Raw genomic sequence first — 12,996 nt, 5'->3', positions numbered from 1 at the left:
CATGGTGCCGGGCTAATCTGTTCGGCGTGGCAGACGAAAGTGGGTCGATGACGGTGTCCGATTCGGACGACAAGGGTACGGGCCGTCGCTCGCGGCGCGCGAAGAAGAAACAGCGCCCCTTCTGGCAGGAACTGCCGGTCCTCATCGTCGTCGCCGCGGTTATCGCGGCCTTGATGGTCAGTTTCGTCGGGCGCCCGTACGTCATTCCGTCGCAGTCGATGGAAGAGACGCTGCTCATCGGCGACCGCATCTACGTCGAGAAGCCGAGCTACTACTGGGGCGAGCCGCAGCCCGGTGACGTCGTAGTCTTCGTCGGCCCGCCGTCCTGGAACACCCGCTACCAGTCGATCCGGTCGAGCAATGTCGCGGTGCGCGGCGTGCAGAACTTCTTCTCCTTCTTCGGGCTCGTGCCGCCGGATGAGAACGACCTGGTGAAGCGGGTGATCGCCGTCGGCGGTCAGACTGTGCAGTGCTGCGACGCGCAGGGCCGGGTCATGGTGGACGGCAAGCCGTTGGACGAGCCGTACGTCAAGAACGATTACCCGTGGTATCCGGGCCAGCAGAACGCGACCTATCCCGCGGGCCGGGTGTTCGGTCCGGTGAAGGTGCCCGAGGGCAATCTGTGGGTGATGGGCGATAACCGCAACCAGTCCGCCGACTCGCGGGCCCACGTCAGCGACAATCTGCAGGGCACCGTTCCGATCGATAACGTGCGCGGCAAGACGGTCTTCAAGATCTGGCCGCCCAGCCGGATCGGTCCGGTGAAAGCACAGGATGCCCAGACGAACTGATCGGTGCGGGCCGCAGGATAATTGAACGGTGGGGCAGGGTCGAGTGGCACAGGCTAATGGCGCGCCTGCGGGCAACGGGTGGCCGCCGCGCGTCGTCATGCGCAGGGCAGGCGGATTGCGCACGCTCGAGGCGGCGCTGATCCGCAGCGGACTGGGTCCGGTCGCGGGCGTCGACGAGGCCGGGCGCGGACCCTGTGCCGGACCGCTGGTGGTCGCCGCCTGCCTACTGGCCCCCAAGGCCTACGACAAGCTGGCCGGACTCGACGATTCGAAGAAGCTCACCGAAGCCGTGCGCGAGGAGCTGTACCCGGTCATCACCCGGCTGGCGCTGGCTTGGAAGGTCGTCGTCATTCCGGCCTGGGAGGTCGACTCGATCGGCATTCACGTCGCCAATATCGAGGGCATGCGCCGCGCGGTCGCCGGGCTCGGGCATACGCCCGGATACGTGCTCACCGATGGATTCCGGGTGCCCGGAATTCCGGTGCCGTCGCTGCCGGTCATCGGCGGTGACGCGGCCGCGGCCTGCATTGCGGCGGCGAGCATTCTGGCCAAGGTGACCAGGGACCGGATGATGGTCGAACTGGACGGGCGTTTTCCGGGCTACGGTTTCGCCGCGCACAAGGGCTACAACACGCCCGAGCACACCGCCGCGCTCGAGCGTCTCGGACCGAGCAGTGAGCACCGCCGATCCTGGCGCAATGTGCGGGAAGCGGCGGGGCTGCGGCCGGTCGCCGCTAGCGACTGCTTGCAGGTCGCTCGAAACAACACTGCCGCGGAGTATGCCGACGCGGTACTGGCCGACGAGGTTTTGGTCGAAGGTGCCGAACCGGATAGCCGAGTGGCTACCGACGCGGCACATGCGCGATGATGTCAGGACACGCAGTGCGGCGAGAAGGAGGACGTCCCACCCGATGAGTGCCGAGGACCTGGAGAAATACGAAACCGAGATGGAGCTCTCGCTATATCGGGAGTACAAGGACATCGTCGGTCAGTTCTCGTACGTGGTGGAGACCGAGCGCCGCTTCTACCTGGCCAACTCCGTCGAGTTGCGGCCGCAGAACGCCGACGGCGAGGTGTACTTCGAGGTGCGCATGAGCGATGCGTGGGTATGGGATATGTACCGGCCCGCGCGCTTCGTGAAGCATGTTCGGGTGATCACGTTCAAGGACGTGAATATCGAGGAGTTGGAGAAACCGGACCTGCGGTTGCCGGAGTAATTCGCGGGCTGTGCCCCAATAGCATCGGGTACTGACAAAGTCGGCGGCACACGACGGCTGGGTGCCAGAGTTGTCCACAGCTGAGCGGGTATCCACAGGTTTTCTGTTCGCGCAGGTCGGTGCATTCGGTCGGGGGAGCGGCCCGGGCACGCTGAGCGGGTGGCAGACAATCAGGCGCTCGGCGCACAAGGGGAAGAACTGGCGGCACGATTCCTGCAGGCCGCCGGGATGCAGATCATCGGCAGGAATTGGCGGTGCAAGTACGGCGAACTGGATCTGATCGCCAAGGACGCCCACGTCACCGCCTTCGTTGAGGTCAAGACGCGGACCGGGGCGAAGTTCGGTACGCCCGCAGAGGCGGTCACCTTCGATAAACAGCAGCGGATCAGGCGGCTGGCGCTGGTGTGGCTGGCCGAACAGGACGGTCCGTGGCGCGACATCCGCTTCGATGTCATCTCGGTGCTGCTGCACCGCGGCCACCGGCCGGTCATCGACCACCTGAAAGCAGTGTTCTGATGGCGCTGGGGGTGGCGTATTCGGTCGCGGTGAATGGGGTGGACGGCCAACTGGTCGAGATCGAGGCGGATATCGGGCAGGGGCTGCCCTCGGTGCACCTGGTCGGGTTGCCCGACACCGCACTACAGGAATCCAGGGACCGGGTGCGGTCTGCGGTCGCGAACACGGGGGAGAAATGGCCCGACGGCCGCGTGATCCTGGCGCTGTCTCCGGCAACCTTGCCCAAGATCGGCAGCGTCTACGATCTGGCCCTCGCGATCGCGGTGCTCGATGCGGCGGGCGCGATTCCTTCCGATCGGCTCGGAAAGACCGTATTGCTGGGGGAATTGGCGCTCGACGGCCGCGTCCGCCGGGTGCGCGGCATCCTGCCCGCGGTGATCGCGGCGCGCAATGCGGGCTGGTCGCGGGTGATTGTGCCGGAATCCGCACTGGCCGAGGCCGGTCTGGTGGACGGCATCGAGGTCTTCGGCGCCGCCAGCCTGCGCACCGTCGTCGGGTGGTTGCGCGGCGAGGGCGTTCTCGCGGAGCCTGACGGCATCCTGCCCGACACCGTTCGCTGTGGTGGCGATCTGAGCGAGGTGGTCGGTCAGGAAGAGGCCCGGTGGGCACTGGAGGTGGCCGCGGCGGGCGGCCACCACCTGCTGCTCACCGGGCCGCCCGGCATCGGCAAAACCATGCTGGCGCAACGCCTCCCGGGCCTGCTGCCGCCCCTCACCGAATCCGAGGCCCTCGAGGTGACGGCCATCCATTCGGTCGCGGGTGCCCTCTCGGGTGACCACCCCCTGATCAGCATGCCGCCCTTCGTCGCCCCGCACCACTCGACCTCGGCCAGCGCCATGGTCGGCGGCGGATCCGGGACCGCCCGCCCCGGCGCGGTCAGCCGTGCTCACCGCGGCGTCCTGTTCCTCGACGAATGCGCGGAGATCGGCGCCAAGGTACTGGAAGCGATGCGAACGCCCTTGGAGGAAGGCGAAGTTCGCATCGCGCGCCGCGACGGCGTAGCCCGCTACCCGGCCCGCTTCCAACTGGTGCTGGCCGCCAATCCCTGCCCCTGTGCCCCAGCCCGCGATGTCGACTGCATCTGCGCCCCGCTGGCCCGCCGCCGCTACCTGGGCAAGCTGTCCGGGCCACTGATGGATCGCATAGACATCTGGGTCCAAATGCACGGCCACGCGGGCGCGTCCTTCGCCGCCGAGGAGGCCGAGAGCAGCGAGGTGGTCCGTGCCCGCGTCGCCACCGCAAGGCAGGCGGCGATACACCGTTGGCAGGAGTACGGCTGGTCCACCAACGCCGAAGTCCCCGGCCACATCCTCCGCCAACGCTTCCGCCTACCGCACGAAGCCACCGCCCCCGTCGAAACCGCACTGCGCCTCGGCCGCCTCTCCGCCCGCGGCGCCGACCGCGCCATCCGCGTCGCCTGGACAATCTCCGACCTCCGCGGCGCGGACTGCCCCAGCGCCCAGGACATCCTGGCAGCGTTGAACTTCCGGCAGCGGGGGTCGCAGTGAGCGCGTGTTGGAGAGCAGGGCCGTCGGTCGTGGACGCGGTGTGCGACGAGACCGATCCAGTGACGGTCGCCGTTGAATACGTCTATGTCCGCGCCGCCGACCTCCGCAGTGCGCGGGATCTGCAGGCAGCGTTGACCTTCCAGCATCGGAGTGTGGGATGAACGGGGCAAGGGCGGCCGAGATGTCGTCGGCTGAAGATGGGGGCGCAACAGCGATTCCCGTGCCGGGTGGTGCACAGACGACGGTTGTCTTCGCTAGGTCGTGCAGCGCGGGTGCGTCGGCGGACGGTGGCGCTGCTGTTGCCCGGCCAGCGAAAGCGGCCGCAGGTGGCGGCGTGAATGCGTTGGGATGTGCCCACGCAGCGATGGACAACGACGTCGCCGCTGCGGGTGTTGAGAAGGTATGCGGACGTGCGTCTGCCTCCGAGTGCACAGGCGGATCGGCAGACCGTGGCGCTGCTCTTGCCGGATCTGCAGAGGTGGCCGCAGGTGGCGCTGTGGACGGCTCGGGATATGTCCGTGCCGCGGCGGGCAATGGCGCGGCCGTTGGCGGGAGTGTCGAGGCACACGGAAGTACGCGGGTCGCCGAGTGCACAGGCGGATCGGTGGACTGTGGCGCTGCTCTTTCGGGATCTGCGGAGGTGGCTGGTGGTGTGGACGAATCCGGATTTGTCCTCGCCGCGGCGGGCAATGGCGCGGCCGTTGGCGGGAGTGTCGAGGCACACGGAAGTTCCCGGGTCGCCGAGTGCATCGGCGGACCTGAGGGCGGTGGCGCTGCGGTTGCCGGGGGTGTTGAGGGGGTGTGCGGAAGTGTCCGGGCCTTCGAGTGCGAGGGCGGATCGGTGAACGGCGGCGCTGATCCTGCGGGTTCTGCGGTGGCGGCCGCGGATGTCGGAGTGGACGCCGTGGGATGTGCCGGCGCAGCGATGGACAATGGCGCGGCCGTTGCCGGGGGCGGTGAGGGGGTCGGAGGTGTCTGGGCCTCCGAGTGCACCGGCGAATCGGTAGGCGGGGGTGTTGCTCATGATGGGGGCGTTGACGGGGTACACCGGCGTTCTCGGGTCTCCGATGGGGCTGGGGAATCGGTGAGTGCGGGATCGTCTGCTGCCGAGTATGTCGGGGCCGTGATGGGTAGTGATGTCGGGCCATCGAGATATGCGGTTGTGGACCTGGACGATTGGGCGTCGGGGTGTGCGGGCTCGGTGCGGTCCGGCGGCGGAGTCGATGAGCGGCGGTTGGCGTGGGCGTATTTGTCGCGGGTGGTGCAGGGGCCGTGTGCGGCGCTGTCGTTGTTGATCGAATCGGTGGGGGTGGTCGAGGCCGCGCGGGCGGTGCGGGAGTGTGCGTTGCCGGAGTCGTTGCTCGGGCCGACTTCGAAGCGGCGGGAGATCGATGGTGCGGCAAGGGATCTCGAGTTGATGGAGCGGATCGGCGGGCGGTTGGTGACGCCGGACGATCCGGAGTGGCCTGCCTGGCGGATGCTCGGCCTCGGCCAACTCGAGCCTGGGCGTGATCGCGATGGGGCGGTGCCGTTGGTGCTGTGGGTGCGCGGGCCGCGGTCCCTGTTGGAGTCGAGTGAGCGTGCCATCGCGGTGGTCGGGGCCCGGTGCAGCACCGGGTATGGCGATCATGTCACCGGCGAGATCGTCGGTGATCTGGCTGCCCAAGGCTGGACCATTGTTTCGGGAGCGGCCTTCGGGATCGACGGTATGGCCCATCGCGCCGCGCTCGCCGTCGGTGCCGCGACGATCGCGGTTCTGGCTTGCGGCGTCGACCGTCCCTATCCCGCCCAGCACGATCGCCTCTTGTCCGAGATCGCCGAAACCGGCCTGGTGATCAGCGAATACCCGCCTGGCACGGCCGCCCACAAGCACCAATTCCTGGCCCGCAACCGCATCATCGCCGCCTTGGCGGACGGCGTCCTCGTCGTCGAAGCCGGACTGCGCAGCGGCGCGCGCAACACCGTCAAATGGGCGCGTCGCCTCGGCCGCCCCGCCCTGGCCGTCCCCGGGCCAGTGACCTCCGCATCCTCGGTCGGCTGTCACCGCATGATCCGGGAAGGCGAGGCCTTGCTCGTCACCCGCGCCGAGGAGGTCATCGACGAAGCGGGCCCCCTGCGCCTGTCACTACCAACCCGGCAAGCCACCGACCCGGTCGACCGGATGTCGGGCGACGAGGCCGCCGTCTTCGCGGTACTCCCGAAAATAGGCTCCCGCCAACCCCGAACTATCGCCGAAGACTCCGGCCTCGAACTGTCCACCGTCCGCGCCGTCCTCCCGGCACTGGAACTCACCGGTCTCGTCGGCGTGGACGAAAACGGCTGGTACCGAACATCGAAGCCAGCGCAATCATGAGATCGCAGAAAATCGCCCGAGATTCGACTCGGTGGTCGCAGGTCGGTCAACCACTGGCCGCTGGCAGGTATCGACACATGTTGGCGGCCGCCAACGATCTCTGACAGCGCATGTGAGCTACGGCATGCGGCGTGCTGACTTGCCAATTGTGGTTGTGGCGGTGACGGTGGGGGGATGGAGTTGCCGGAGGATCTGGAGGCGTTGCTGACGGAGTTCGAGCGGCATCTGCGGCTCGGGCGGAATCGGTCGGCGCATACGGCACGGGCGTATGTGGGGGACGCGCGATCGTTGTTGGGGCATTTGGTGGCGCGGTCGGCGGATTCGGCGGTGCGGGAGCTGGATTTGGCGTTGTTGCGGTCGTGGCTGGCCGCACAGTCGGCGGGTGGGGCCGCGCGGACGACGATGGCGCGGCGGGCGTCCTCGGCCAGGACGTTCACCGGGTGGTTGACCAGCACCGGACGGCTGACGATCGATCCCGGGCTGCGGCTCGGATCGCCGAAGGCGCATCGGGTATTGCCCGCGGTGCTCGGTACCCAGCAGGCCGTCGCAGCCATGGATGCTGCGGAATCCGGTGCGGTGCAACGTGATCCGATGGCATTGCGAGATCGGCTGATCGTGGAGCTGTTGTACTCGACCGGGATCCGGGTGAGCGAGCTGTGTGGGCTCGATCTCGACGATATCGATCGCGAGCGACGGCTGGTCCGCGTGCTCGGCAAGGGTAATAAGGAGCGGTCGGTGCCGTTCGGTGTGCCTGCCGACGAGGCCATCGCGAACTGGCTGCGGTTCGGCCGTCCCGCACTCGCCGCGACCGACTCCGGCCGCGCACTGTTGCTCGGCCGCCGTGGCAAGCGACTCGATCAGCGCCAGGCCAGAGCCGTTGTGCACGAGGTCGTCGCGGCGATCCCCGGCGCACCCGATATGGGTCCGCATGGGCTGCGCCATTCGGCGGCAACGCATCTCCTCGAGGGGGGCGCCGACCTACGCGTGGTACAGGAACTTCTTGGCCACGCCAGCATGGCCACCACCCAGCTGTACACCCACGTCTCCATCGAACGCCTGAAGAAAGTCCACGACCAGGCCCACCCCCGCGCCTGACCGTCCCGCCGCACCGGTCTACGGCCGCAGGCAACCCAGTATCAGGTCCGCGATCCGTCCGCCGTCTTTGCGGTATCGCTGCGCCGCGAGCGCAGCCACCACGACAGCCTGGACGTCCTCGGCGTTCACATCGCCCCGGACCGCGCCGGACTTTTGGGCCCCGTTCAGTAGCGCGCCGAACACTTCCCGCAGATCCGCTGCCGCCTGCTGCGCCACGGGTCCGGGCTCGGCACCGGCTGCGGCGAGTGCCTCGGTCACGTCCTGCTTGGGCCCCGCACGCTCAATGAGTTCGGTCAGGTACGGGAAGAATCCCGCGCCTTCGTCCCCGTTATCCAGAGCCGCCTGCGCCTCCTGCCGCAACTCATCGAGATGTACGGTGACGATCGCGTCGTACAGCTGCTTCTTCGTGGGGAAGTGGCGATGGACCGTCCCTGGTCCCACCCCGGCACGCCGCGCGATCTCATCCAGGGATACCCCGACGCCATCGATCGTGAACGCCGCTCGCGCCGCCTCCAGGATCTGTTGCTTGTTCCGCCGCGCGTCGGCTCGCAGTGGGCGTTCCGCATCCAATGGGTTCTCCTGTGTCCTGCATCACATCGCCAGATAAGCGGGGCGGTAGCCCCGTATATTTAAGCGGGGCGGATACCCCGCTTATCGTACAGAGGAGCACGCCATGTCGAACGTCACCCCGCGCGAAATCGCCGAACGATTCGTCCAACTCGCCGCCCCCGGCCCGAACGGCGACCAGGCCGACCTGTTCGCCGAGGATGCGGTCCTCGAATTGCCCTTCTCGCCGCCCGGTGCTCCGCAGCACGCCCAGGGGCGCGAGGCCTTCCGTGCCCACCTGCTCGGCGCCGTCGGCCTGCAGCGTCATGAATCTGCCGACAACGTCACCATTCGCGAAACCGACGACCCCGGCATCGTCGTCATCGAATATCGCCTGCGCGGCACCGTCATCCCGACCGACAAGGCGTTCGCCTTCGACATCATTTCGATCGTCCGCGTATGCGATGGATTGATCACCTGGTTGCGCTCGTACTCCAATCCGCTCGACCGTGCGATCGCCTTCGATGCCGTCCCAGACCTCGTCGAGGCGCTGTCCATCGCATAGGCCCGCGACCTGATCGGCGAACATCGGCTACTCATCGGACCTGATCGCGATTCTGAAACGTGTTCTTCAGGGCAAAAGCGATGCAGCAAGGGCGAAATTATCGCTATTCTGACACGAGTTCTAGTTTGGAGGATTCGTGAACGCCGCACGTTTCGTCGACCAGCCGGTGGTCGGCTCACGCTGCGCCCCAGGGTGGAGGGTCCGATGAGTAGCCACACCGTGTTGGGCAAAGAAGTCCGGATGCCGGTGCGGATCCGGCTCGCGCACGCCTTCATGGCGACCTATGCGGTGCCGGCGGCGGCCGCGCAGCGGCTCATCGATTACTCCGGCCTCGAGATTGTCCGGCTGCCCGGCGGTCGCGCCATGTGCACGCTCGTCTTCGTCGACTACGTCGATGGCGATCTGGGGCCGTACAACGAATTCGGCGTGTCCTTCATGGTCCGCCACCACACTGCCGGACCCGCCAGCGCGCTCGGCGATCTGCGCGCCCTGTCCACCGGCGGCGCGGGCGTTTTCATCCACCGCCTCCCGGTCGATGGTGAATTCACCCTCGCGGCGGGCCGGGGCATCTGGGGATTTCCCAAGGAAATCGCCGATTTCGACGCACAGCACGAGGGCGGCGTGCGGCGCGGCGTACTGCATCAGAACGGTCAGTTGGTCGTCGATCTCACGGTTCGCCCCGGCCTTGCGATTCCGGGGCGGCGCAACGGCTCCTCGTCGTTCGACGCCTACTCCCACATCGACGGCATCACCCGCTGCACGCAGTGGGAGATGGAGCCATCCGGTATGCGTGGCCGTCTCGGCGGCGCCGATCTGTCGCTCGGCGACCACGCCTGGGCCGAGGAGCTGAAATCGCTCGGATTACCCAAGCGCGCACTCATGGCTTCCGTCGTGGATCGACTCGCGATGACCTTCCAGGACGCCACACCCCTCTGACCGGCGTCGCACGCCGCGGTGGCGTTGTCGTGCCGCGAACTCCGTGGACGACCACACCTACGGCGGTAACCTGACGTAGCGGATCGTTTGCTTGCGGCAGGAAACCGACCAGCGATGGAGAGGTGCCCGTGACTCCCGACGACCAGCATGTCGCGGCTCCTGGACTGGAGCAACACCGAACTGCGGTTGCCGAGATATGGGGCAAGTTCTGTGCGGTGCACGGTCCGCGACACATCCTCGACGGTGCCGCGCCGGCCATCGGATTTCTGCTCGGCTACTCCGTGGCAGGGGCGGAGATCGGCGTCTTCATCGCCATTCTGATCGCCGTCGCGCTGGCCGCGATCCGGTTGATCCAGGGCGATACGGTGCGCGTGGTCGCGATATCGGTCTTGGTGATTCTGGTCTTGTCGCTCTTCGTCGAGATCACCGGTGAGGGCCGCGGGTTCTATCTGCCCGAAGTCGCACTGTGCGTGGTGATGACCGTGTTGTTCGGAGCGACCCTGCTCATCGGCAAACCGCTCAGCTACACCGTGAGCCGCCGGATCCGCCTCGAACCGGCCGATCCTGCCGATCCCGCCGCCCGACTACGACTGCATCGGCGAATCACTCTGGCGTGGTTCGTGTTCTGGCCGGTACACGTTGTGGTCATGCTTCCGTTGTATCTCGCCGACAAAGTAGTCATCCTCGGCACCGTCGCACTGATCCTCGGCAAACCGGCGCTGGTAGTCATGCTCGCCGCGACCTGGCTATGGGTGCGCGCCACGCGCGAGCAGCCCGCGACCCGAGCCGAAGCGGTATGACGCTCCCCAGCCCCGCCGAGGAATCCGAGGACGGGGAAGACGAGATCGACTACCGCTTCACTCTCGCCAACGAACGAACCTTCCTGGCCTGGATGCGTACCTCGCTCGGCCTGCTCGCGGGCGGTGTCGCCGTGCACACACTGGTGCAGCCGCTCCGGATGTCGGGCGTTCGGCGCACACTCGCCATGAGCTGCATCGTGCTCGCGGCCATTATCGCGGTCGGTGCGTACGGGCATTGGCGGCGCGTCGGTAAGGCCATGCGCAACGGTGAACCACTGCCCGACACGATCATGGTTCCGATCTTGTCGGCGGGCATCGCCGTCGTCTCGGTGTTGGCGTGCGTGGTGGTGTTGCTGCGATGAGCCCGAAGGGTTTGGCTGCCGAGCGCACCGCGTTGGCGTGGCGTCGCACGGCCATCGCCGCGATGGTGGTCGCCGCGCTGTTTCTCAATCATGCCGCGACCAGCGGGTGGCGTGCGGCGAGTGTCGCACCGATCGGCGCTGCTATCACGATGGCTGCTGTTGCGGCGCTGTGTTTGTCGCGCAATCGCGCCCTACATCAGGGGCGCTTCGGCCATGGCAGGGGCACGGTCGCCGCGACAGTGCTGGCGGTGCTGGCCGTCGCATGTGTCGCGGCCGCAATCGGTTTGACCGATCCACAGCCCTAAAGCTGTTGCAGGCGAACAAATTCAGCTGACACCACAGGAGGATGGATATGAGCACAGCGACCGAGCCGAGCGATTTCATCGTCGCGGAGCAGCAACGAGGTTCCTTTCCCTTCGGTGACACCACCGATCTCGCGGACGCCGATCGCGGCTTCATCGCCGCTCTCCAGCCGGCTGTGGTGCGCGATGCTGATGGAAATGTGGTGTGGGACAACGACTCCTACGGCTTCTTGCGCGAACCATGCCCGGCATCGGTCAACCCGAGCCTGTGGCGTCAATCCGGATTGGTCGTCAAACAGGGCCTGTACGAGGTCACGGCCGGGATCTATCAGGTGCGTGGCCTCGACCTGTCGAATATGACGCTGATCGAAGGCGATACCGGTGTGATCGTCATCGACCCGCTGGTTTCGGCGGAGACCGCGGCCGCCGGACTGGACCTCTATCGTCGCCACCGGGGCGAGCGGCCGGTGACCGGTCTCATCTACACCCACTCGCACGTCGATCATTTCGGCGGCGCCATGGGTGTCACCAGCGCCGAGGACGTCGCCGCCGGTCGGTGTCCGGTGCTCGCCCCGGCTGGATTCCTCGAACATGCGGTGGCCGAGAACATCTACGCCGGAACGGCGATGGCGCGCCGGGCGGCCTATATGTACGGCGCCGTGCTGCCGCGCGGCCCGAAGGGGTCGGTCGGTGCGGGACTCGGGCAGACCACCTCGGTGGGCACCATCACGCTGATCGCCCCCACTCTCGACATCACCTCGACCGGGCAGCAGGAGACGGTCGACGGCGTGCGCATCGTCTTCCAGATCACCCCGGGCACCGAGGCGCCCGCCGAAATGAACTTCTACTTCCCGGACCATCGTGCGCTGTGCATGGCCGAGAACGCCACGCATACCCTGCACAACCTGTTGACCTTGCGCGGCGCGCTGGTGCGCGACCCCCACGTGTGGGCGAAGTACCTGACCGAAGCGATCAACCTCTACGCCCGCGACGCCGATGTGGTGTTCGCCTCCCATCATTGGCCGACCTGGGGTACCGATCGGCTGGTGGAATTCCTATCGCTGCAACGAGATCTGTACGGCTATCTGCACGACCAGACACTGCGGCGACTGAACCAGGGCTATACCGGCATCGAGATCGCCGAAACCATGGAGCTGCCGCCCGCGCTCGCCGCCGCCTGGCACACCCATGGTTACTACGGGTCGGTGAACCACAATGTGAAGGCCATCTACCAGCGTTATATGGGCTGGTTCGATGGCAATCCGGCGCACCTCTGGGAGCATCCGCCGGTCGAATCCGCCAGGCGGCACGTGGAATTCATGGGCGGCGCCGACGAGGTGCTGCGCAAGGCGCAGGTTGCCTACGACGCGGGTGACTACCGGTGGGTGGCCCAGGTCGTGAACTATGTCATCTTCGCCGACCCGAGTAACTCGGCCGCGAAAGCGTTGCAGGCCGGCACTTTCGAACAGCTCGGCTACGGCGCCGAGAACGCCACCTGGCGCAACTTCTATCTCAGTGGCGCATACGAGCTGCGCAACGATTCATTCGGCACACCGACCACGGCCAACGCACCGACCATGCTCGCCGCGCTGACCGTCGACCAGGTCTTCGATGCCATCGCACTGCGCATCGACGGCCCGAGGGCCTGGGATCTGCATGTGGTCACCGATTGGCACATCACCGATGAGAAGCGCGTCCACCGGCTCGAACTGCGCAACGGTCGCCTCACGCACTACGACCTGCCCGATCGTGCGAATCTCCCGGAACCCGACGCTTCGTTCACCCTGACCCGACTGACGATGATCCAGGTCTTACTGGCGGGCACGGACTTCGGTGCACTGACCGCCGCGGGCGAGATCGCACTCGGCGGCGACCCGACGAAGCTGGCCGAGGTCATCGGCGTCATCGATGAACCGGATCCGAACTTCGCCATCGTCACGCCGTGAGCGAGCGGTTCGTGTGGGGACCTCGCGTGTCGCTCGAGTAAATCCCTCGACCCGCGCGA

The 12,996-nt window shown here is 66.9% G+C and carries 14 protein-coding genes; 13 read left to right on the top strand and 1 reads right to left on the bottom strand.

What is annotated here, in order from left to right; all coding sequences use genetic code 11:
- The first annotated feature begins 47 nt into the window (after positions 1–47).
- The 7 genes from lepB to OG874_RS23890 all read left to right on the top strand — a co-directional run bounded on the left by lepB (position 48) and on the right by OG874_RS23890 (position 7,480).
- A complete protein-coding gene (gene lepB, locus OG874_RS23920; RefSeq protein ID WP_330257392.1) occupies positions 48–791 on the top strand; it encodes a signal peptidase I in 744 nt (247 codons plus the stop codon).
- A gap of 43 nt (positions 792–834) precedes the next feature.
- Positions 835–1,659: a ribonuclease HII gene (locus OG874_RS23915; RefSeq protein WP_330257391.1), complete on the top strand. Its 825-nt coding sequence runs from the start codon at positions 835–837 to the stop codon at positions 1,657–1,659.
- A 43-nt stretch (positions 1,660–1,702) separates the two neighbouring features.
- Complete coding sequence (locus OG874_RS23910) at positions 1,703–2,008, top strand: DUF2469 domain-containing protein (protein ID WP_011210678.1); 306 nt, start codon at positions 1,703–1,705, stop codon at positions 2,006–2,008.
- A 159-nt stretch (positions 2,009–2,167) separates the two neighbouring features.
- Positions 2,168–2,524 carry a YraN family protein gene (locus OG874_RS23905; protein WP_330249378.1) on the top strand — a complete coding sequence of 119 codons (357 nt, stop codon included), beginning with the start codon at positions 2,168–2,170 and terminating at the stop codon, positions 2,522–2,524.
- The gene (locus OG874_RS23900; protein WP_330249377.1) at positions 2,524–4,032 is read left to right on the top strand and encodes a YifB family Mg chelatase-like AAA ATPase; all 1,509 of its coding nucleotides are present in this window, start codon (positions 2,524–2,526) and stop codon (positions 4,030–4,032) included. The genes OG874_RS23905 and OG874_RS23900 overlap by 1 nt, the downstream gene beginning before the upstream one ends.
- Positions 4,033–5,266: 1,234 nt before the next feature.
- Complete coding sequence (gene dprA, locus OG874_RS23895) at positions 5,267–6,385, top strand: DNA-processing protein DprA (protein ID WP_330257390.1); 1,119 nt, start codon at positions 5,267–5,269, stop codon at positions 6,383–6,385.
- Between the two features lie 174 nt (positions 6,386–6,559).
- The gene (locus OG874_RS23890) at positions 6,560–7,480 is read left to right on the top strand and encodes a tyrosine recombinase XerC (RefSeq protein WP_330249376.1); all 921 of its coding nucleotides are present in this window, start codon (positions 6,560–6,562) and stop codon (positions 7,478–7,480) included.
- 18 nt (positions 7,481–7,498) lie between these two features.
- Here the strand turns inward: OG874_RS23890 and OG874_RS23885 are convergent, their stop codons facing one another.
- Positions 7,499–8,050: a TetR/AcrR family transcriptional regulator gene (locus tag OG874_RS23885; protein ID WP_330249375.1), complete on the bottom strand. Its 552-nt coding sequence runs from the start codon at positions 8,048–8,050 to the stop codon at positions 7,499–7,501.
- A 103-nt stretch (positions 8,051–8,153) separates the two neighbouring features.
- Here OG874_RS23885 and OG874_RS23880 point away from each other — a divergent pair, with 103 nt between their 5' ends.
- The 6 genes from OG874_RS23880 to OG874_RS23855 all read left to right on the top strand — a co-directional run bounded on the left by OG874_RS23880 (position 8,154) and on the right by OG874_RS23855 (position 12,937).
- Positions 8,154–8,591, top strand: coding sequence for a nuclear transport factor 2 family protein (locus OG874_RS23880; protein ID WP_330249374.1), 438 nt, complete (start codon positions 8,154–8,156; stop codon positions 8,589–8,591).
- A gap of 204 nt (positions 8,592–8,795) precedes the next feature.
- On the top strand, positions 8,796–9,527 hold the full coding sequence (locus OG874_RS23875) for an acetoacetate decarboxylase family protein (RefSeq protein WP_330249373.1): 732 nt from the start codon (positions 8,796–8,798) through the stop codon (positions 9,525–9,527).
- Positions 9,528–9,655: 128 nt separating this feature from the next.
- Entirely contained in the window at positions 9,656–10,327 is a 672-nt protein-coding gene (locus OG874_RS23870) for a DUF3159 domain-containing protein (RefSeq protein WP_330249372.1), read from the top strand.
- Positions 10,324–10,689 carry a YidH family protein gene (locus OG874_RS23865; protein ID WP_330249371.1) on the top strand — a complete coding sequence of 122 codons (366 nt, stop codon included), beginning with the start codon at positions 10,324–10,326 and terminating at the stop codon, positions 10,687–10,689. The genes OG874_RS23870 and OG874_RS23865 overlap by 4 nt, the downstream gene beginning before the upstream one ends.
- Positions 10,686–10,994, top strand: coding sequence for a DUF202 domain-containing protein (locus OG874_RS23860; RefSeq protein ID WP_330249370.1), 309 nt, complete (start codon positions 10,686–10,688; stop codon positions 10,992–10,994). Before OG874_RS23865 ends, OG874_RS23860 begins: the two co-directional genes overlap by 4 nt.
- 47 nt (positions 10,995–11,041) lie before the next feature.
- Entirely contained in the window at positions 11,042–12,937 is a 1,896-nt protein-coding gene (locus OG874_RS23855) for an alkyl/aryl-sulfatase (RefSeq protein WP_330249369.1), read from the top strand.
- Positions 12,938–12,996: the final 59 nt, after the last annotated feature.

The sequence above is a fragment of the Nocardia sp. NBC_00565 genome, from assembly GCF_036345915.1.
Taxonomy (GTDB): domain Bacteria; phylum Actinomycetota; class Actinomycetes; order Mycobacteriales; family Mycobacteriaceae; genus Nocardia.
The sequence above is the reverse complement of the archived record's forward strand: the minus strand, read 5'-3'. Positions and strand labels throughout refer to the sequence as shown.